The organism is Pseudomonas sp. GM41(2012), from assembly GCF_000282315.2.
In the GTDB taxonomy this organism is placed as follows: domain Bacteria; phylum Pseudomonadota; class Gammaproteobacteria; order Pseudomonadales; family Pseudomonadaceae; genus Aquipseudomonas.
Window position 1 is genome coordinate 1,526,760 of sequence record NZ_AKJN02000006.1, and the last position, 20,474, is coordinate 1,547,233.

Annotated in this window: 21 protein-coding genes; 12 read left to right on the forward strand and 9 right to left on the reverse strand. The window is 58.8% G+C overall.

What is annotated here, in order from left to right:
• Window positions 1-1,269, forward strand: a complete 1,269-nt coding sequence (locus PMI27_RS19050) for an OmpP1/FadL family transporter (RefSeq protein WP_008146378.1) — start codon at window positions 1-3, stop codon at window positions 1,267-1,269.
• 48 nt (window positions 1,270-1,317) lie between these two features.
• Window positions 1,318-1,992 (forward strand): DUF3313 domain-containing protein, encoded by a 675-nt coding sequence (locus PMI27_RS19045; protein ID WP_008146377.1) that lies wholly within the window; start codon window positions 1,318-1,320, stop codon window positions 1,990-1,992.
• Between the two features lie 87 nt (window positions 1,993-2,079).
• Here PMI27_RS19045 and ligD read toward each other — a convergent pair whose 3' ends face one another.
• Entirely contained in the window at window positions 2,080-4,671 is a 2,592-nt protein-coding gene (ligD, locus tag PMI27_RS19040) for a DNA ligase D (RefSeq protein WP_008146375.1), read from the reverse strand.
• Window positions 4,668-5,660, reverse strand: a complete 993-nt coding sequence (locus PMI27_RS19035; protein ID WP_008146374.1) for a methyltransferase — start codon at window positions 5,658-5,660, stop codon at window positions 4,668-4,670. The genes ligD and PMI27_RS19035 overlap by 4 nt, the downstream gene beginning before the upstream one ends.
• Before the next feature lie 316 nt (window positions 5,661-5,976).
• Here PMI27_RS19035 and PMI27_RS19030 point away from each other — a divergent pair, with 316 nt between their 5' ends.
• Window positions 5,977-6,423: a cupin domain-containing protein gene (locus PMI27_RS19030; RefSeq protein ID WP_008146373.1), complete on the forward strand. Its 447-nt coding sequence runs from the start codon at window positions 5,977-5,979 to the stop codon at window positions 6,421-6,423.
• 216 nt (window positions 6,424-6,639) lie between these two features.
• On the opposite strand, the gene PMI27_RS19025 is transcribed toward PMI27_RS19030, so the two are convergent.
• Entirely contained in the window at window positions 6,640-7,365 is a 726-nt protein-coding gene (locus PMI27_RS19025; RefSeq protein WP_008155509.1) for a tellurite resistance TerB family protein, read from the reverse strand.
• A gap of 148 nt (window positions 7,366-7,513) precedes the next feature.
• Here PMI27_RS19025 and PMI27_RS19020 point away from each other — a divergent pair, with 148 nt between their 5' ends.
• From PMI27_RS19020 to PMI27_RS19000, 5 genes are all read left to right on the forward strand, one after another.
• Window positions 7,514-7,939: a GNAT family N-acetyltransferase gene (locus tag PMI27_RS19020; RefSeq protein WP_008155508.1), complete on the forward strand. Its 426-nt coding sequence runs from the start codon at window positions 7,514-7,516 to the stop codon at window positions 7,937-7,939.
• A 248-nt stretch (window positions 7,940-8,187) separates the two neighbouring features.
• On the forward strand, window positions 8,188-8,904 hold the full coding sequence (gene pcsA / locus PMI27_RS19015; protein WP_008155506.1) for a phosphatidylcholine synthase: 717 nt from the start codon (window positions 8,188-8,190) through the stop codon (window positions 8,902-8,904).
• A gap of 16 nt (window positions 8,905-8,920) precedes the next feature.
• Window positions 8,921-9,307: a DUF488 domain-containing protein gene (locus PMI27_RS19010; protein ID WP_008155504.1), complete on the forward strand. Its 387-nt coding sequence runs from the start codon at window positions 8,921-8,923 to the stop codon at window positions 9,305-9,307.
• Between the two features lie 78 nt (window positions 9,308-9,385).
• On the forward strand, window positions 9,386-9,871 hold the full coding sequence (locus PMI27_RS19005; RefSeq protein ID WP_008155502.1) for a GNAT family N-acetyltransferase: 486 nt from the start codon (window positions 9,386-9,388) through the stop codon (window positions 9,869-9,871).
• Window positions 9,872-9,881: 10 nt separating this feature from the next.
• Window positions 9,882-10,649, forward strand: a complete 768-nt coding sequence (locus PMI27_RS19000; protein WP_008155500.1) for a metallophosphoesterase — start codon at window positions 9,882-9,884, stop codon at window positions 10,647-10,649.
• Here the strand turns inward: PMI27_RS19000 and PMI27_RS18995 are convergent.
• Entirely contained in the window at window positions 10,623-11,498 is an 876-nt protein-coding gene (locus PMI27_RS18995; protein ID WP_008155498.1) for an alpha/beta fold hydrolase, read from the reverse strand. The genes PMI27_RS19000 and PMI27_RS18995 overlap by 27 nt on opposite strands.
• Before the next feature lie 480 nt (window positions 11,499-11,978).
• On the opposite strand from PMI27_RS18995, the gene PMI27_RS18990 reads away from it, so the two are divergent.
• The gene (locus tag PMI27_RS18990) at window positions 11,979-13,079 is read left to right on the forward strand and encodes a Gfo/Idh/MocA family protein (RefSeq protein ID WP_008155496.1); all 1,101 of its coding nucleotides are present in this window, start codon (window positions 11,979-11,981) and stop codon (window positions 13,077-13,079) included.
• A gap of 4 nt (window positions 13,080-13,083) precedes the next feature.
• On the opposite strand, the gene PMI27_RS18985 is transcribed toward PMI27_RS18990, so the two are convergent.
• A complete protein-coding gene (locus tag PMI27_RS18985) occupies window positions 13,084-13,968 on the reverse strand; it encodes a LysR family transcriptional regulator (RefSeq protein WP_008155493.1) in 885 nt (294 codons plus the stop codon).
• Window positions 13,969-14,115: 147 nt separating this feature from the next.
• Here PMI27_RS18985 and PMI27_RS18980 point away from each other — a divergent pair, with 147 nt between their 5' ends.
• The 3 genes from PMI27_RS18980 to PMI27_RS18970 all read left to right on the forward strand — a co-directional run bounded on the left by PMI27_RS18980 (window position 14,116) and on the right by PMI27_RS18970 (window position 16,655).
• Window positions 14,116-15,216 carry an alkene reductase gene (locus PMI27_RS18980; protein WP_008155491.1) on the forward strand — a complete coding sequence of 367 codons (1,101 nt, stop codon included), beginning with the start codon at window positions 14,116-14,118 and terminating at the stop codon, window positions 15,214-15,216.
• Between the two features lie 220 nt (window positions 15,217-15,436).
• Complete coding sequence (locus PMI27_RS18975; RefSeq protein WP_008155488.1) at window positions 15,437-16,195, forward strand: SDR family oxidoreductase; 759 nt, start codon at window positions 15,437-15,439, stop codon at window positions 16,193-16,195.
• A gap of 58 nt (window positions 16,196-16,253) precedes the next feature.
• Window positions 16,254-16,655, forward strand: a complete 402-nt coding sequence (locus tag PMI27_RS18970) for a nuclear transport factor 2 family protein (RefSeq protein ID WP_008155486.1) — start codon at window positions 16,254-16,256, stop codon at window positions 16,653-16,655.
• A gap of 156 nt (window positions 16,656-16,811) precedes the next feature.
• Here the strand turns inward: PMI27_RS18970 and PMI27_RS18965 are convergent, their stop codons facing one another.
• The 4 genes from PMI27_RS18965 to PMI27_RS18950 form a co-directional block, all read right to left on the reverse strand.
• Entirely contained in the window at window positions 16,812-17,825 is a 1,014-nt protein-coding gene (locus PMI27_RS18965) for a GlxA family transcriptional regulator (protein WP_008155484.1), read from the reverse strand.
• A 102-nt stretch (window positions 17,826-17,927) separates the two neighbouring features.
• Window positions 17,928-18,719 (reverse strand): type I methionyl aminopeptidase, encoded by a 792-nt coding sequence (map, locus tag PMI27_RS18960; RefSeq protein WP_008155481.1) that lies wholly within the window; start codon window positions 18,717-18,719, stop codon window positions 17,928-17,930.
• Window positions 18,716-18,982, reverse strand: a complete 267-nt coding sequence (locus PMI27_RS18955) for a ParD-like family protein (RefSeq protein ID WP_008155480.1) — start codon at window positions 18,980-18,982, stop codon at window positions 18,716-18,718. Before PMI27_RS18955 ends, map begins: the two co-directional genes overlap by 4 nt.
• Window positions 18,983-19,054: 72 nt before the next feature.
• Window positions 19,055-20,314 carry an MFS transporter gene (locus tag PMI27_RS18950; protein ID WP_008155478.1) on the reverse strand — a complete coding sequence of 420 codons (1,260 nt, stop codon included), beginning with the start codon at window positions 20,312-20,314 and terminating at the stop codon, window positions 19,055-19,057.
• Between the last annotated feature and the right edge of the window lie 160 nt (window positions 20,315-20,474).

The window sequence follows — 20,474 nt, forward strand, 5'->3', positions numbered from 1 at the left end:
ATGCAGATAAAAACATCCACCCTGCCCGCCATCACCCTGTGTGCCCTGTGCAGTCAGCACGCTTACGCCGGCGGCATCATGCTCTATGAAATCGGCACTGATAACGCCGGTCTGGCCAACGCCGGCGCCGCGGCCCGTGCTCAAGGCCCCTCGACCATCGCCAGTAACCCGGCGGGTATGAGTTATCTGCCCGGCACACAGATCACCGGTGGTTTGCAGATTCTCTACGGCGACCTGAGCTTCGATCGTGACTCAAACACCAATGGCACCGGCACCGGCAGTGGTAACGTCCTCGACCCGATTCCCGGTGGCAGCTTCTTCGTCAGCCATCAATTCGACGACCACTGGAGCATTGGCTTCGGCCAGTACGCTGACTTTGGCCTGGCGGCCAAATACGACAACGATTGGTCCGGGCGCTACTTCGCACAAGACGCCAGCCTCGCCGGTTTGTCTTTCGTGCCCAGCGTGGCTTATCGCTTTAACGAGCAATGGTCGGTGGGCGTTGGCGTGAAAGCCATGTACGGCATGTTGCAAGCGCAAACCGCGATCGACCGTTCGCCTTTCGGCTTCACCGACCGCAGCGACGGCCAATTCAAATACAAGGACCAGGATTGGGGTTTCGGCGCGAATGTGGGTGTTATCTATGCCCCGCAACCCGGCACCCGCATCGGCCTTGCCTACACCAGCAAAGTCGATCTGGAGTTCGAGGACGGGCTGGACGTCAAAGGCGACGGGCCCGCTCTGAATCGTCTGGACGGCCTGAACACCCAACTCGACATGACCGTGCCGCAAACTGCAACGCTGAGTCTGTTCCAGCAACTCGACCCGCAATGGGCCCTGCTGGCCTCGGTCAACTGGCAGGACTGGTCAGAGTTTGGCGATATCGCGGTGCAAGTCGACACCACCGCGTTTGGCGCTCAATCGACGACGGTCGACGCCCATTTCAAAGACACCTGGCAACTGGCGCTCGGCGCGCAGTATCAGGCCACGCCGCAACTGTTGTGGAACGTCGGGGTGGCGTATGACAGCAGCGCCGTTTCGGACGCAAACCGAACTTTTACCGTGCCCATGGGAGAATCCTGGCGCATTGCGGCCGGAGCCACCTATGCTCTGAACGAGGTCACCGACGTTAATGTCAGCTGGGCCATGGTCTGGCTGGGCGACATGCCGGTGGATCAGACCAAATCCACGTCGGGTATTCGAACTTCCGGTCAGTTCGACAATGCCTGGATTCAAGCCGTGACCGGCAATATGACCTGGCGTTTCTGATGCCCTGCGACCAAGAAAAACGACTCAAACCATGGAGCACACACCATTATGAACCTGTCCCGAAAGCTGTTTATTGGCGTTGCGCTGGCCAGCCTGCTGCTCGGCGGTTGCACCTCGAAAGTCACTGAGAAGGCGCAGTACTCCGGCTTCCTGTCCAACTACAACAACTTGCAGGAGGTCACCACCACCAGCGGCGAAACAGCCATGCGCTGGGTGAGCCCGTCCTGGAATCCAGATGCCTATAACACCGTGGCTTTCAATAAGCTGGAACTCTACCCGGCGCCCAAGCCCACTGAGCGGGTTAACCAGCAAACCCTGGACGAGTTGCAGAGCTACATGACCAGTAAGGCCAAAGGTGTACTGGGTCAGAAGTATCGGGTGGTATCGAGCGCGAAATCAGCGCCAGCCGGTTCAAAAACCTTGATCATGCGCGCAGCGATCACCGGGGTGAGTGCCGAAAACGAAGGCATGAAGTGGTATGAAGTGGTGCCGGTTGCCGCCGTCGTGGGAGGTGTTTCCGCTGCCAGTGGTCACCGCGATCAGGACACCACACTGTTCATCGAGGCCGAGTTCATCGACGCCAGCACCAACCAGACCGTGGCCAAAGTCGTGCGCAAAGTCTTTGGCACCACACTGGAAAACGCCAGCCAGAAGATCACCACCAAGGATTTCAAAGTGGCGATCGACAAGCTGACCAGTGACCTACAGGCATTTATCAAATAGCTTTTTTGTAGGAGCACGGCTTGCCGGCGATGGCGCCCTTGAGAACGCCATCGCCGGCAAGCCTTGCTCCTGCAAGGGTGTGCATGGCTATTTTTTCATCCCGACCCGCCGCCGCATTTCGGCGGTGATCGACTGCCGGGTTTTCTTCAAATCCTTCCACGGCTCGTCGCCGACCTCGGCCAGGCGTTCATGCACAGTGTGGATGTTCCACTGATTGCCGCCCTTGAGCTCGGCCACCTCCTCGCGAAAGATCGGTACCGACACCGGCAACCCTTCGCGGGTGCGCACGGCGTAAGCGCAGATGGTCGTGGCGCCGAGGCCGTTGCGCAGGTAATCGATGAAGATCCGCCCGACCCGGTTCTTCGGTCCCGACACCGCGGAAAAACGCTCCGGCAGCAACTTGGCCATATGGCTGACAATCGCGTGGCTGAAGTCTTTCACCTCATCCCAACCCAGCTTGCGAGTCAGTGGCACCACCAGGTGAATGCCCTTGCCGCCGCTGGTCTTGAGAAACGCCTTGAGCCCCAGTTCATCGAGTACCGAGAGGGTCAGCTGAGTGGCTTCGACCATGCTTTTCCAGGGCAGCGCCGGGTCCGGGTCGAGGTCGAGGACGAAGCGGTCGGGTTTGTCGAGGTTGTCCGAGGTAGCGTTCCAGGTGTGCAACTCGACGGTACTCATCTGCACGGCGCCGATCAGGGCCTCGGCGTTGTTGATGATCATCACCGGTTGGCCGGTGAGTGCCTTGTCCAGGGCGGTGATCCCCGGAATGGCCAAGCGCTCGGCGTTCTTCTGGAAAAACAGTTCGCCGGCGATGCCGTCCGGGGCGCGCACCAGCGCCACGGGACGGTCCCTCAGCTCGGGCAAAATCCATTCGGCGACGCTGGCGTAATACTCCGCCAGTTGCACTTTGGTGGTGCCGCTGCTGGCGTCGATCACCCGGTCCGGGTGAGTAATGCGCACCTTGCCCTCGCCCAGGCCGATTTGTGAGGGCGCGGGCGCGGCTGTCTTTTTGCCAGGGGTGGAAGGTTTTTCGGCAGTGGTTTTTTTCGCGGCTGAAGTCTTCACGGCTTTCGGACGCTCCTCGGTAATGTCTTCGGCAGGTTTGTCGTCACGCAGGCCATGGAACACCGCATGACGGACTGAACCTTCTTTGGTCATTTCGGCAAAAGCGACCTCAGCCAGCAGCGTGGGCTTGAGCCAGTGCACACCCTTGGCGTCAAAACCGCTCGGCGGGTTGACCACTGAACTCTTTTTGGTCTGCAACGGTTTCAGTTGCTCGTAAATACGCTTGAGCGTCGTCTCGTTGAACCCGGTGCCGACCTTGCCCGCGTAACGCAACTCGCCACTGTCACGGTCATGCAGTCCCAGCAGCAGCGCACCGAAGGCATTGCGCGAGCCTTTCGGGTCGGTGAAACCGACGACCACAAATTCCTGCCGATGCTTGCACTTGAGCTTGATCCAGTCGCTGCTGCGCCGCGACACATAAGGCGTGCCCAGACGCTTGCCGATCAGCCCTTCCATCTGCATTTGGCAGGCGCTGTTGAGCAGCGCTTCCGGCTCTTCGCTAAAAGCATCGGAGAAGCGCAGCAACGGATCTTTGTTGGGGTTGAGCACGGTCGACAGCGCGACCCTTCGCTCCTCGACCGGCACCTCGCGCAGGTCCACGCCATTGAGGTAAGGCATGTCGAACAGGTAGTAGACGATGTTGCCGCTGCGGCCCGAGTCGAAGGCGTTTTGCAAGGCCTGGAAGTCCGGCACGCCCTGCTCGTCGGCGACCACCATTTCCCCGTCGAGCCAGGCCGATTCGAGACCCAGCGCCGCCAGCGCCTCGGCTTGTCTGGGCAGTTTGTGGGTCCAGTCATGGCCGTTGCGGGTGAACAGTTTGACCTCGTCGTGGTCGATGCGCGCCATGATCCGATAGCCATCGAACTTGATCTCATAGCTCCACTCGCCGCCCGGGGCCTTTTCGACCAGCGTCGCCAGTTCCGGTTTGAGCAGCTCCGGCAATTTGGCTTTGCGGGCGCCCGTCAATGGCGCCGACTTTTCCTTGCGCGTCGGGGCGGCGGGTTTTTTGACGGGTTTGGGTTTGGCAGCGGTCTTCGGCTTTTTGGCAACGATGGTCCGGTCACTGAGCACGCTGTCGGGCTCGGCGGCGACCACGTCATAATCACTTTCGGGTTTGGCCGCGCCGTCCTGATGCTTGATCAGAAACCATTGCTCCTGCTTGCCTGGCATGTGCGTGCGCACCAGGTTCCACAGGCCGCCAAGCTTCTCGCCCTTTAGCTCGAATTTGAGCTTGCCCTTGGCGTACGCCTCGGCAGGATCGTCCTGAGGAATCCACACTCCCCGGTCCCAGACGATCACGTCGCCGGCACCGTAATGCCCTTCGGGAATGCTGCCCTCGAAGGTGGCGTAATCAATCGGATGGTCTTCGACGTGCACCGCCAGGCGCTTGACCTTGGGGTCCAGTGACGGGCCTTTGGGCACCGCCCAGCTTTTCAGCGCGCCATCGAGTTCCAGGCGAAAGTCGTAATGCAGGCGCGAGGCGTCGTGCTTTTGGATGCAGAACTGCAAGGCATGGTCTTTCGCAGTTTTTTTGCCCGAACGTTTACCGGCAGCCGGTTCAGAGGTTGCCGAGAAATCGCGCATGCGATTGTAATCGTCCAGGCTCCTGGTCATGGCACACCAGCTGACGTAACTGTGCCCCCGATGCCGGGGCCGATACGCGTGACAATCAGGGCGACGACGGCAATTCGTTCCACCCGCTGATAGCCAGGGGTCAACAGTTCTTCACCGAACACGTCGGGGTCGAGTTCGTGGTAGGTCCAGCCGAACATCGGCGATTCCAGACGCGGCGTCACCGCATCCAGAAACGGGTCGAGGCCATCGATCATCGCCACGCCGGTATACAGCACCAGCGAACCACCGGGGGCCAACCGATACAGGGCCTGTTCGACAATACGCAACGACAATTGCGCGCCGAGCGCGCCGCCGCCATGCCGGTAAGCACGCTCGGCCGGGTCGGCCATGTAGGGCGGATTGGCGACGATCAGGTCGAATTGGCCGTCAATGTCTTGCAACACGTCGCTGGCCTCGATGCTGACGTTAGCCACCTCGGCGAGGGCGACGTTGACCGCCGTCATGCGTAACGCCAACGGGTTGATGTCCACGGCCAACACCTCAGCTTCACGGCGCGCGCGGGCAATCACAATCGCCCCGACGCCCGCGCCGCAACCGATGTCCACGGCGCGCCTGATCGGCGCAAAGCTCTGTTGCAGATGGGCGTGAATCAGTTGTGCAAAACGGTAGGTGTCGGGGCCGAAGAACACCGCGTCAGCGGCATCCGTGGGGTAACCCGAATGCACGAACAACAGGTCATCGAGGCTTGACCAGCGCACATGACTTTTCAGTCGACCATTGCATTCATCAAGGACGCCTGCCTGTTGCAACTGCCGCTGCTCATCCACCGACAACAGACCGGGCTCAAACGGCCGCGACCAGCCGAAGACTTCGCGCAGGGTCCGGGCGTTTTGCCCAAAGGAGCGATCATTGACCCGCTGATGGGTCAGCGGCGTTGGCGTGATGAAACGGTAACCGTCGGCCTGCAAGCGGCGCCCCAGCTGCAACAAGGCCAGATCGGCGGCGCCAAGGTGTTCTTCCTGATTCATGAAGGGCTCCCTATCGAAAACGGATTTGAGTTCGATGGACCGTCGCGTGGCCATCAGACCAGCGGGGTGGGCATGCCGATGGGCGGACAACCACGGAATCAAGACCTGCATTTGCTCGTCGGCGGCAAGCCCTTTAAGTGTAGCGTGCAGGCTTATCCGCTGAATCAGCACGTCTCTACATCAGCAGAGCGACACCCCCGGAAGAAAATTCCATCGGCGTTGAAATCGCCCGGACAGACGGGCTTGTGGCGCGGCCCCGGCGCCAGATCAAGTGAATATACTCAGCGGGTGTGGACTCATCCTTCGGAGAGCAATCATGCGAACGATTCATGTCATCGAGACCGGAGAAAAACCCGACCCGGTCAATGTCGTGGGTGAGACCATCACCATTCTTGCGGGTGGGGATCTGAGCAAACCTTTTGAAATGCATATCCAGGAAGGCGTGCAAGGCGGCGGGCCGCCTGCGCACTTTCATCCTTGGGATGAAGCGTTCTATGTGATTGACGGGCAGGTGGAAGTGACGGTTGCGGGCAAGGCCACCACCGTTTTCCCCGGGGGGTATGTGCATATTCCCGGTGGGACTATTCATGCTTACAAGAACATCAGTGCGACGGCGAAGCTGATCGGCGTGGTATCTGACCCGCGCGGAGGTCAGTTCTTTGCCGCGCTGGATCAGCTCAAAGTGCCGCAGGATCTACCGCAGATACTGGCAATCGCCGAGAGCTTTGGCGTTACGTTTCTGCTGCCGAAAGCCCCCCTGTAAGAGCTAATGCTGTTCACTTAAGACATTCTTCAGTCGAGCTAGAGCCTGTGGCGAGGGGATTTATCCCCGTTCGGCTGCGAAGCAGTCGTAATCCAGACAACTTAGTCTGTCTGAAAAGACGCTGGGGCCGCTTCGCAGCCCAACGGGGATAAATCCCCTCGCCACAAATATGGACGCCGCGCTTAAGTGAACAGCATTACCCTGTAAGAGCCATCATCAGGCCACGCCACCTTTGGCCTGTTGTTCCAGATGCACTTGCAGGTCCGGATCGATGTTAAGCGCCGCAGCCAGTTCGTCCAGATAGCTACGTTCGGCGTCTTGCTGATCGTCCACCAGCATCACACTGGCCAGGTACATCTCCGCCGCCATGCCGGAATCTGTGGCCGACTGCGCCACATCGGCGGCGTCCAGCGGCCGCGCGACTTCGTCATCCAGCCATTGCTGGAGCTCTGGGTCATCCGTGTGGCGCCCGATTTCGGTGCTGATCATCTGCTTCTCGGCGTCATCAATCCGGCCATCGGCCTTCGCCGCCGCAATCAATGCACGAAGAATCGCATGGCTGTGGTCCTCGACTTCCGGGCCGGACAACAGGTCGACAGTGCGCGGCGCCTGTTGCGGCGCCGAGGCCTGGCTGCGTTGCCAGGCTTGATAGGCCTGGAATGCCATCATTCCGAGCGAAGCCAGCGCCGCGTAGTTGGTGCCACCACCCGAGCGGGTCTGGGTCGAACCGCCCATGGTTGCGCCACCGCCCAGCAGACCACCGAGCAAACCACCCAGGCCACCGCCCCCGGCGCTTGAACCGGCGCCACCGCCCAACAGGCCGCCGAGCAATCCACCGAGACCGCCGAGACCACCTTGGGCCGACGCGCCACCGCCACCCTGTTGCGACATAGAGCCTTGGCCGGCCCTTAGTAATTGTTCGAGCAGATCGCTGGTGTTCATGACGATGTCCTCATCGGTTGGAGTGATCCAGTCAGGCAACGATAGTCCTCGCCGGCAAATGCGCCACCACCGTTTGGCCGACCCTGATGACCATCGGCTGCGAGTGTTCTACCCTCGCTAACCCGAAGCCCACAGGATCACCAAACACATGGACCGCCATCTGATTGTCGTCAGCGACGTCATCGAACCTGAAGTCGAACACGTACTCAGCGCCGGGCTCAGTGCCTTCAATGATCAGATGACCGGCATCAACGACCGCCGGTCGCTGGCAGTCACGGTTCGTGATCCGGATACCCATCAGGTGCTGGGCGGTATTACCGGGCGTACGTCGCTCGGTCTGCTGTTTCTCGATTTGTTCTACTTGCCCGAGTCACTGCGCGGCTCCGGGCTCGGTTCTCGACTGCTCAACGCGTACGAGGAAGAAGGCCGGCGTCGCGGTTGCCGCTCGGCGGTGCTCTATACCCTCAGTTTCCAGGCCCCGCAGTTCTATGAAAAACACGGCTGGCAGCGCTTCGGCGAAGTGACTTGCGACCCGCCAGGCACGAGTCGGGTGTTCATGAGCAAGGCGCTGTGAATGAGCCCGTTTGCAGCCGATCACTCCGCTGATCACTGCGTTTGAGTAAAACGTATCGTCCTGCGCCGATGTTTCATTTAATACCCCCGGATTTATCCGGGTCATTTTTTTGCGGCCCAGCTAAGATTTACAGATGGTGAACCTTATCCCCGGATACCCGGTCGATACATGCAACCTGACTTGGTTTGCCGACACCCCCCATTGAAGGGGTGATAACAGGCTTGCTTCACTTTCTGGAGAACGCCCCCGTGATATCGACCCTACACATCGCCAGGCTAAAAGCATGGGGCGCCCATGGTTTTACCGCCACCGGCGTGGTCACAGCCTTCCTCGCGACCCTTGCCCTGCTGGAAAACCAGGCCACAAACTGCCTGCTGTGGCTGGGCGTCGCCCTGATCGTCGATGGGCTGGATGGCGCGTTGGCACGCAAGGTCAATGTCCAGTCGGTACTGCCAAGTTTCGATGGCTCGATCCTCGATCTGGTCATCGACTACCTGACGTACGTGTTTATCCCCGCGCTGTTCATTTATCGTTACATCCCCTTGCCGGACTACACGCTGCTGCTGTCCGTGTCGCTGATTCTGGTCTCGTCGCTGTTTTGCTTCTGCAACGTCAACATGAAGAGCAAAGACAACTACTTCCAGGGCTTTCCCGCCGCGTGGAACGTGGTAGCCCTGTGCCTGTACATCATCGCCCCGTCGCCGTGGATCACTTTACTCACCATCATCGGCCTGGCGCTGTTGACCGTGACCCGGATGAAATTCCTCCACCCGTTCCGCGTGCGCAAGTTCATGCCGATCAACATCGCGGTAACAGCCATCTGGCTGCTGTGCAGCTTGTCGCTGGTGGTCAACCATCCGGTGATCAACCCGCTGGTGATGGGGCTTTGGCTGCTGATGTCGGCTTACTTCCTGGGGATCTGCATCTGGCGCACGGCGCTGGAGTGGTTCGAAAACTCGCGGTAATAAAGGAAGGTAGAGCGTGCCCATCCATATCGTGCGTCTCGGCTCACCGCGCGCCGCCAATGAAGGCCTGCGCCTGGGCACGGTGCGTCGCCCGCCGCGTGGCGTGCCGAAAGCCGAGTTTGCCAGTCGGGATTTTTATGACGTGTGGCAGCCGCTGCTGTCTCCCAGCGCAGAACTGGTCGCAGAAGCCAAAGCGGCAGAAGACGCCAAGGCGTGGGAAGTGTTCAAGCGCAAGTTCAAGACCGAAATGAACCACCCGGCGCCCAGCCAGTTGCTCGATTTGTTGGCAGCGTTGTCCCATCAAACGTCACTGGCCATTGGCTGTTATTGCGAAGATGAAGCGCATTGCCATCGGTCGGTATTGCGGGAGTTGTTAAAGGCGCGAGGTGCTCAGCTCAAATAGTCGCTCGCTACTGCGACATTGACCGTTCAAGATCGGCTCAAAGGATTTTGGCAAAGACACAAGGATTGAGGTCTTAACGTGAATAACCAGATTCGACTTGCAACCCCTGACGATGCGGCAGCCATTAGCCAGGTCATCATTCAATCGCTGCGTCAGTCCAATGCTCGGGACTACCCGCCCGACGTCATCACCCAGGTAGAGAAAAGCTTTTCTACCGAGGCCATCCGCGTCCTGTTAAACCAACGCCAGGTCTTTGTCGCCACCCACGATAAGCGTGTAGTCGCCACGGCCAGTCTTGATCAACACGTTGTACGCAGCGTATTCGTAGACCCAGACCATCAGGGGCGCGGACTCGGCAAGCAGTTGATGGAGACGATTCAATCTGTCGCCCAGGAAGCACATATCGAGGTACTGCGCGTCCCCTCCTCCATCACCGCAGAAGCCTTTTACTTCAAGCTGGGTTATCGAAAAGTTCGCGACGAATTTCACGGGGCCGAGCGTACGATCATCATGGAGCGGCGTTTACCTCGACGTCAGTTCAGGGCTGACATTCAAATCAAGTAGGAGTCGATCTATGCGCATCGCCTTGCTCTCAGACATCCACTTGTCCGTCAACGCGTTACCTTTTCCCGATGTGGATGCCGACATTGTCGTTCTCGCCGGAGACATCTCTCGTCCGGCTGCGGCCATTGAGTGGGCTAAATCGTGCCCTCTTCCGGTCGTGTACGTGGCAGGGAATCACGAGTTCTATGGCAGTGACCTGTTTTCTACCTACGAGCACTTGAACAGGTTGTCGCAAGGGACACAGATCCACGTATTGGAACGCTCGGAGTATCTCCACAACGGCGTGCGGTTTTTGGGTTGCACCCTGTGGTCTGACTATCGTCTTTTCGATTCTGCAGAGGATCGGGCACAGGGTGTTGATCTGGCTACGAAGCTCATGCGGGACTTCACCCACATAAAAATCTCGCCCGATTTTCCAGACCTGTTCAGCCCGGCAGTTTCCCAACTGGTTTTTTTGCAGACAGTAGCCTGGCTGGAAGACTGCTTCACCCGCGACGGAACGACGCCCACGGTGGTGGTTTCGCATTTCGCACCAACACGGTTGAGCATAAGCCCGCTATTTGAGAATTCGCCGATTAACGCGAGTTTTGTTTCAGACCTCGAAGACCGGATCAAGGTCTGGCAGCCGGCGCTTTGGCTACATGGCCATACCCATGGGAGCTTTGACTACGCGGTGGGCAAAACCCGGGTCATTTGCAATGCCCGGGGTTATGCAAAAAATGGCGTTAATGAAAACCCGGAATTCAATGGCTCATACGTAATTGACCTGGATATCTGAGGCAGCACGGCCCTGCTTCCTGCAAGCCGGATCCAGAAAACCGAGCAAGGCCTGGCGGGTGTCATGCAAGGCCGCCGGGTGTTCCATATCGAGGAAATGCCCGGTGTTCTTGATGGTATGGAAGCAGGACTGAGGGGCATGATCGGCAAAAATCCGGGCGTCTTCTACCGAGGTGTACTCATCCCATTCGCCGTTGACAAACAGCAGCGGGATTTCGATCGCATTGGCACAGGCGACATAGCAATGGGTGTCTTGGGTCAGCACCTCATTGACGTGGAAATGCATCTGCCGGTACTCGTGCTCGGCCAGGCTGCTGACATGACGGTCATTAAAGCGTTTGAACAGCGATGGCAGGTGCTTGCCGATCGTGCTGTTGATCAAGCGACTGACATTGAGGCGGTCACACGCCTGGAGATGGTTCAGGCCGCGCTCCAGGTAATCGCGCATCGGCGCATTGACCCGTGCGGCGAATGAACTGATCACCGCTTTCTCGATTCGTCGCGGCTGCTGGGCCAGCGCCAACAAGGTAGCCGCACCGCCCCAGGAAAAGGACAGTACATGGTGTGCACAAAAGTGTTCGATCAATTCCAGCAGTATCGCTGCCTCGTCTTCCTTTCGGATCGGTTCGCCATGGAGGTTGTGTTGCTTTGACTGACCGGCGTAGGGCTGGTCGTAGAGGACCACATTGAATCGTGGTTGCAGGTAACGCACCGTTTGGGCAAAGGATGCTGTTGTTGCCAGTGAGCCGTTGACCAGAATGATGGTCTTGTTAGCGGCGCTGTTGAGATAGTGCTCGGTATAAACCTTGTACTTCCCGCAGATCTCGACGATGGCAGTTTTCGGCATCATGTTACTTTTCCTTGTACCAATTTGAGCTAAACGCAAAGCATGAAAATGCCCGGACGGCCTTTGTGACCGACGAGTCATGGACTGACCATTTGTTCAGAGTTAAGCAGGGATTTCCCCGTCTGCAAGAACGCAGACGAGTTTTCCTCGAACCCTAAGTGCTGAACGGACTCGGATCCCGAGGGCGACCATTGAGCGCGTGCTCTCGCGCCCCAACTCTCGCCGCCAGGAATTCGCCCACCTGCTCCGGTAGCGCAGGCCCGAGCGGAGCAGGCACAGACCTGTTGGTTCGCACAACGCGCGGAAATGCTCGATTGCGGACATCGACGTCCGGAATGTTCGGACCTCTAGCGCATTTTTCCCGACCTTCTCAATTCCTACACTGGGCCATCAACTTTTGCGCAGTTTGTGGCGTTGGCCTATGCCTCCGGCCCCCGACCAGCAGCGCAACCTTACCCTTCAAACTAAGCCCAGGAGCTTTGCATGACCATGCCATCTAAAATTCGAGTGGGTCTTATTGGCGTCGGTAATTGGGCCGAGTACGGGCACTTGCCTGCCCTCAAGCTGCTTCCCGATTACGAACTGACGGCAGTCCACAGTCGCGATCCAGCCAAAGCCACCCAACTGGCGCAGCGCCACGGCATCCGCTTTGCGCTCGACTCCGTGGAGGCTCTGGTCAATCATCCGGAAGTGGACCTGGTGGTTGTGCTCAACACGGCACCGCAACACGAGATCACCGTGCGGGCAGCCATCGCCGCCGGTAAAGACGTGTACTGCGAATGGCCGCTGACACCCAGCAAGGCCGTGTCGCAAGAACTGATGGAGCATGCGCAGAAAGCCGGCGTTCGGCACATCATCGGATTGCAGCGTCGACTGAACCCGGACTATCGCTACGTGCGCGACCTGTTAAAGGACGGCTACATCGGGGAACTGCGTTCGGTACGACTACACATCAGTGTCGAATACTTCCAGCGGGAACGCATGGCCGCCCTGCATTTCACCATCCCGCCGGAGAACTTCTCCAGCCTGCTCTCCATCTATGGCGGTCACTATTTCGATGCTGTGTTCACCATGCTGGGCCATCCAGACAGCATCAGCGCCCTGACCGTCAACCAGTTCCCCGAAGTGACGCTGATCGAGACCGGTGAGGTGCTGAAACACTCAACGGCCGACCAGATCGTGGTTAGCGGAACCTTCCCCAACGGCGCTGTGCTGACGGTCCATATCGAAGCCGGGAAACGCAACAACTACGGCATGCAACTGGACCTGACCGGGACCAAAGGCGATATCAAGATCTGGAACACCACCAGTTTCGGCGATGAGCTTAATGTCATCGATGCAGCCCAGGGAGACTCGCAGCCTATGCGCACACTCAAGGTCCCGCCGCGCTACAACTGGTTGCCAGAGAACAACCTGGGAGGCAGCCAGCAGGAACTGGCCAATTTGTATGCCGCCTACGCCAAGGATGTCCGTGACGGTACACACCTGGCGCCCACCTTCGCAGACGCTTTGCGCATGCACGAATTGATCGACGCCATCGAGATCTCCAACCGCGACGGAGTGCGCCTGAAGCTGGAGGCGTGAAGAATCAGATGCGCAAGTGCGCACTCATGTAGTCAATGAAAACGCGCAGCTTGGGCGAGGCATAGCGGCTGGCTGGCCACAGCATCCAGAAGACGACTTGACGGTCCATGTAGTCGTCCAGCACGGTGACCAGTTGGCCGCCCTCCAGCGCTTCGCGCACCAGGAAGCCGGGCAGGAAGGCAATGCCCCTGCCCTGGATTGCGGCATAGGCAAGAGGCTCGACCGTGTTCGCAGTCATGGTCGCGGGTAGCACCAATTCGGACTCGGAGGCTTCGAGCTGCAGCGGCCAACGCTCCAGCTTTCCCGTTGCGGGAAACTTGTGTTGCAAGCAGAAATGGCTTTCCAGTTCACGCGGATGGGCAGGTACACCATGGCGCTCGAGATACGTGGGCGATGCCACCAGCACATGCGCACAGGAACCCAAGCGGCGCGCGGACAAGCGAGAATCGGTTTGCTCGCCGGTCCGAATCACCGCGTCGAAACCTTCTTCGATCACATCGACCATGCGGTCGGACATATCGATATCCAGCTCGATCTCTGGATACCGCTCCATGAACCCGTCAAAAGCCGGCATGAGCAGGTCGCCCAGTTGCGGCGTGCCCACGCGAAGCCGACCACGCGGGTTGCCGGCCAGGCCTGACAACTCGGATTCGGCTGCGGCCACTTCGCTCAGGATGCGGCGGCATCGTTCCAGGAACATGGCCCCCTCGGCAGTCAGCGTGACGCTGCGTGTGCTGCGATGAAACAGCCGCACACGCAACCGCTCTTCCATCCTGACGATGGCCTTGCCCACGGCCGAAGAGGAAACCCCCAGTTGCCGGCCGGCCTCGGTAAAGCTGCGCGTTTCGGCAACTTGCACGAACATTGAGATGCTACTCAGGCTGTCCATCACTTTTCCTGCTTGCCCCCGGTAGAGCCCCACCACAAGACGGGATTACGGAAAAACTATCCGAAGTGTTCGGCATCGCGAGATATTTTTCTCCACGAATTTTACGCCTACATTGCGCCCATCCCACCACTGATAGGTATCGATGTCATGTCCAAACTGCATACGAGCATCCAAATTGGCCCCTACCAAATTGCCCATCGCGTCGTCCTGGCGCCACTTACCCGCATGCGTGCCGAGCCGGGCGCCATTCCTGGACAGTTGATGGCCGAGTACTACGCCCAGCGTACAACCGCTGGCGGGCTGCTGATCGGCGAAGCCACTATCGCCGCAGCCAATGGCAATGGCTACCTCGGTGCTCCCGGTCTGTATGACGACAGCCAGATCGCTGGCTGGAAACGTGTGACCGACGCCGTCCATGCCAAGGGTGGGAAAATTTTCCTGCAGCTTTACCATGCAGGGCGCCAGTCCAATAGCCTGCTGCAGCCGGACGGCGGCCAGCCTGTGGCCCCATCCGTTGTGGACCACGGCGGCCTCGCCTTCACCGAGACCGGCTGGACCCCCGGCACCCCGGCGCGTGAACTGACCATCGCTGAAATCCGCGGGCTGGTAGACAGCTTCCGCGCTGCGGCCGAACGCGGTATCGCAGCCGGATTCGACGGCGTGGAGTTGCACTCGGCCAACGGCTACCTGTTCGATCAATTCCTTCAGGACGGCAGCAACAAACGTACGGATATTTACGGTGGCTCGTTCGAGAACCGCAGCCGGTTCCTGCTGGAAGCGGTAGAAGCGGTGATCTCCGTCTGGGGCAGCAATCGGGTGGCGGTGCGTCTGGGGCCGAGCGGCAATTTCGGCGATATGTCCGACAGCGACCCCATCGGCCTGTTCACCTATGTCGCGCGCGAGCTGAACAAGCTGGACCTCGCCTATCTGCATCTGATCGAGCCGCGCATCCTGGGTGTCGCCGAGGACGAGCGTCGGGACCAGAATCCGGTGGCGTCCCAACTCATCCGCCAGCACTACAAGGGCACCCTTATCGCGGCGGGCGGCTTTTCCGGTGAATCGGCCAAGGCGATCCTTGAAGCCGGCGATGCCGACCTGGTCGCTTTTGGCCGCCACTTCATCGCCAACCCTGACTTGCCAGAGCGCCTGCGCAAGGGCTGGCCGCTGAACCCGTACGACCGCGAGACTTTCTTCGGTGGCACCGAGGTGGGTTACACGGACTATCCTTTCCATACCGAAGCAGCATGACAATCCGCACCGCTGGCAACTGGGGTCGTAGTACCCCAGCTGTCCAGAAAGCCTGATCCACACCGGACGACTTGCAATCACATCGAATAGTTGCAGGCCCAGCCTCGACTGTCCCGAGCGGCTGGATGTTCACACGCGATGGAGAGACCAGGACCATTCAGCTCGAGGCTCACTTCTCGACCTGGACGGCCTTTATTTTCATCCTTCCAGGAGAAGTGTCATGCGTATGACCGGCAATACTATCTTCATCACCGGCGGCGGCTCCGGCATTGGACGATGCTTGGCCGAAGCCTTCCACACGCTCGGCAATCAGGTGATCATCTCTGGCCGACGGATGGAGCGGCTACAGGAGACGCTCGGTGCCAATCCGGGTATGGCCGCCATTGAACTCGACGTTACCGACCCGGACAGCATCCAGGCGGCAGCGCAAAAGCTCATTTCCAATTTCCCGGGCGTGAATGTGCTGATCAACAATGCTGGCGTCATGATGCTGGATCACGCAGACAAGCCAGTGGACGATGCGCTCGCACTGTCGACCGTCACCACTAACCTGCTCGGCCCGATTCGCATGACCTCGGCCCTGATCGAGCATCTGAAGGCGAAGCCTGATGCGGTCATCGTCAACGTTTCCTCAGTTCTCGGCTTCGTGCCGATGGCAGTGACGGCAGTCTATTCGGCGACCAAGGCAGCCCTCCATTCCTACACGTTGTCACAGCGTTATCTGCTGCGCGAACAAGGCATCCAACTGATCGAAATCGCGCCGCCCTGGGTACGTACCGAGTTGCTTGATAGCAGCGAGGAAGAGCGCGCCATTCCTCTCGACCAGTTCATTACAGAAGCGATGAAGCAGTTCGAGAGCGGCGTGGACGAAATCCTCGTCTCACCCGCCGAGGCAATGCGTGCAAACCCTGGCCCGAACGAGCATGTCTGGGTTAATCAGTTCAACGACATGATCGCGAACGGGCCGGCTTTCGGCTGACCCACGCCACACTTCTTCCGCCATCGTCTGCCCCTCACATTGCTACAGGACCAAGACTATGACCGCACGCACACCCGCCGAGAACAAGGCAACCGTTCTCGAAGGCTTCGAAACCCTATTCAACCGCAAGGGTTTGGCTGCAGCCGAACACTTCTGGTCGCCCTCTTATATTCAACACAGTGCTCATGTGCCCCCAGGCCGCGAGGGCCTGTTCAATCTGGTCGCCGCGGGGTCGCCCACACTGCGTTACGAATGCCAGTTCGCGGTGGCAGAAGGCGATTTCGTCATGCTGCACGGCCGATTCTCTGGCCTCGGCAAGCCGGTGAACTGGGTCGTGGTCGACATCCTCCGTCTCGAGAACGGCGTGATGGTCGAGCATTGGGACGTCATCCAGGACGAGGCCACGCGCGAAAGCTCCGCGGGCGGCCATCCCATGTTTGGAGATCATTTCCCGGGCTGACACCCCCTCCCCCGAACAACCACTCGGTCGTTATTGCGGCGACGAGCAACACAGGGTGGGGCTGTCCGAAAAAGGCAGGCTGGTTTTGCAGGGTTAGCCGAGATCGACGTGATAAATGGCTTGGTAACGCCGTGGAAGCACCGACAAAAAGCTGTTCTATTTGACCAGTCGCTTTTCCTTGGAAGGTCTGTAGCCGAAGTACGAGCTGTAACACTTGCTGAAATGACTCGGCGAAACAAAGCCACAAGCCACCAACACGTCCACCTGGGACAATTCGGTGTGCTGGAGCAGCCGACGCGCCTCGGTGATCCGCAATTCCATGTAATAGCGTTGCGGCGTTGTGCCCAGTTGCTCCTTGAACAAGCGCTCGAGTTGTCGACGCGAACGGCCGGCGTAAACCGCCAGCTGCTCCAGTTCCAGAGGCTCTTCGAGGTTGGCATCCATCAGCTTCACCACCTCGCGTAATGGCGCGCTCACACAGATATTTTCAGTCGGTTTTATCCGCCGATAACGCGACTCCTCGAAAGCCAGGATGTCTTCAATCCCCTCGACGAGGGCTTTGTCGTGCAAGCCTTTGATCCAGTCCAGCGCCATGTGGAACGCCCCCGAGGGGCTGGAAGCCGTGAGCCGGTCTCGATCGATGACGTAGGGCTCACTGGTGACATGCGTCGCCTTGGAGATTTCCGCGAGCGCGGGGCGATGTTCGGGGTGAATCGCGCAACGATATCCGTCAAGCAAACCTGCCCTTCCCAGGAACCATGCGCCATTCCACAACCCGGCCAGAATGACGCCCTGGTCTGATGCAGCCCTCAATAGGGAGATGAGTTCATCCGTCGCTTTGAGTTCTGTCCTGTAGCCGCCGCAAATGACCAGAAGGTCCAGGTCCTGGATCGTTGAGCCAACGAAACGGGTATCCGGGCGAATGACCAGGCCCAGGTCACTGATGACCTCCTCATCGGTCAAGCCGAACGTTCGGGAGGAGAACAACCCGGGTCGCAGAAGATTCGCGGTGACTATCGTATCCAGTGCTTGCGTGAATGCGGGCAGCGAGAAATGCTCAAGCAGCAGAAACCCTGCCCGGACCACTTGAGCCTTCTCGTTGGGGTTCTCATTCAGATAGCGGAGATTTTTCCCCTTCATGCCTCCGCTAAATTGGCGTCGCTCGATCAATGTTCGGCCTACTCGGTTACGTTACCCAACAGGTCGTTGGGTGCGTTGATAAACCTTAATGCTAACTGTAGAAGTTTCAAAACCACTAGCGCCATTTTGTGCCTAAACGATGGCGGGATACCCATCGACACTATCGGGCCAACGGGTCAGCACCTCGAAGCCGTCGTCAGTGACCGCGACCATATGTTCCCACTGAGCCGAGAGTGAGTGGTCCTTGGTGACCACGGTCCAGCCATCAGCCAGGGTTTTTACATGGCGTTTGCCAGCGTTCAACATGGGTTCAATGGTGAAGATCATCCCGGCTTTCAGTTTCAGGCCCTGGCCTGGGAAGCCGTAGTGAAGGACCTGCGGCTCATCGTGATAAATCTTGCCGATACCGTGACCGCAGTATTCACGCACGACGCTGAACCCGTCTCTTTCGGCCACCTTCTGAATGGCATGGCCAATGTCACCCAGCGTAGCGCCCGGACGGACGACGCGAATACCGGCGCACATCGCTTCATAGGTCGTCTCTGCCAGACGTCGGGCCTCCGGGCCGGGCTCACCCACGAAGTACATGCGGCTGGTGTCGCCGTACCAACCCTCCTTGATAACGGCAATGTCGATATTGACGATGTCGCCATCCTTTAGTGGTGTGGCCGAAGGAATACCATGGCAGACCACTTGGTTGACCGAGGCACACACGGTTTTCGGGAATCCGTGATAGCCGACATTGCCCGGAATGGCTTTCTGCACGTTGACGATGTAATCGTGACAGAGCCGGTCAAGTTCGTCGGTGGTGACCCCCGCTTTGACATGCGGAGCAATCATGGCCAGAACCTCGGCGGCCAGCGCGCCCGCAGCACGAGACATGGCTATTTCTGCCGGGGTATTGAACTTTACATTGGCCTTCATGGCTTGGCTCCTGATGCTGCATCAACCTGGGTGCTTTGCGAAAAATCGGCGAGTGCGCACAGCTGTTTTACATCGAGGCCGCCCGCCAGTTCGGCACGAATCAGCACGCGACAGATGTCGCTGTGGTCCAGGTTGGGATGTAACTCCGCAAGCATCCCGATGCGCATCCAGTGCTCGGCTTGTGCGTTGATCGAGCGACTCAACGCATCGCTGGCGACGCGCAGATTCTCGTGCATGGCTTCTGAAATTTTTACGATACCCACTGCTCAATCCAATATGAAATGTATATGGATCGTATATTAGTCGGTAGTCGTGTGAAATTGCAATTTCACGACTTACAGTGACTCAGATTTTCCGGTTTTCGGTGTAAGAGATCCGAGCGAATTTGCTCGATGACCAGGCTTGAAACCATTGTCCCTGGCTTGCCAAACCACAACCAGACCGATCAGCGCCAAAACCAGCAGCGTTGGGGGAAAAGAACCTGGTCCCTCCTTCTCCAGCAACAGCCCACCAACGATGCCACCCGCTGCCACTGCCAGATTGAAAATGGTGACCAGCATCGACTGGGCGACATCGGCGCCGTCACCGGCGGTATCGGCAATGGCCGTCTGGAGCAGCGTTGGCGCGCCACCGAACGTCAGCCCCCAGATCGCAATGCTCAGGAGCACAAGGTCGGGCGAGGTGCTTGCCACTCCCAACACCAGCGCCGCCATCGCGAAGACCGCCAGACTAAGCAGCGTCAGCGCGCGCAACCCGCGATCCACCCACATTCCGGTGACTGCGATGCCGACGATAGACGCGACACCGAAGAGTAGAAGCACGAGGTCTATTCGCTGGCCAAGTCCGACGGAAACCAGGAATGGCGCTATGTAGGTATAAAGGATGTTGTGCGCAAGTATCCAAACGAAAATCACAAAGAGTATCGAGCGCAGTCCTGGGGTCTGAAGAATGCTGCGGATCGGCTGACGCTGACGTTCAGTTTGTCCCGCGTAGTCAGGTACGCCAAATCGCACCCACACGAACAGCAGTAACGCGAGGGCTGACATGATCCAGAACACGCCACGCCAATCAAACAGAGCACCCAGCCAAGTGCCCAGGGGCACACCGAGACACAACGCAACGGGTTGACCGATACCGACCACCGCCAAGGCGCGTCCCTGCAAATCATGGGGCACCATGCGGCGTGCATAACCGGCCAACAGCCCCCATATCACGCCCGCCGCCATTCCGGCGATGAAGCGCGCGACCAGGGTCAGTGCATAGTGGGAAGACAATGCCGTCACGGTGTTGAAGACCAGCAACCCGCCGATCGCCATCAGGAACAGCGGTCTCCTGCGCCATTTTCGTGTAGCAGCAACGACCGGAATCGCCGCCAGCACCGAACCCAAGGCATAGAGCGTAATCAACTGACCCGCCATGGCCTGCGAGACGCCCAGCCCCTGCCCGATCAGGGGCAGCAGGCCGGCAGGCATGGTTTCCGTCATGATGGTGATGAAGCCAGCCATCGTAAATGCCAACAGTCTCCACACAGGCAGCTTTTGTGCAGAAGACGTTTCTTCGAGCCCCGTTGCTATCAATCCATTGTCGCGGTGCATGGTCATCCTGGTATCCCTGATAAAGACTTCATTTCCTGTTTCCTGATCGGCCGCCTGGGGTAATTCAGGCAGCGGCGGCGGTGTTTCTGTTGATCTTCAAAGCTTCGTGCAACATGAACAGAACTGCATTCAAACCGACGCTGGAATGAGCGTTCCAGTA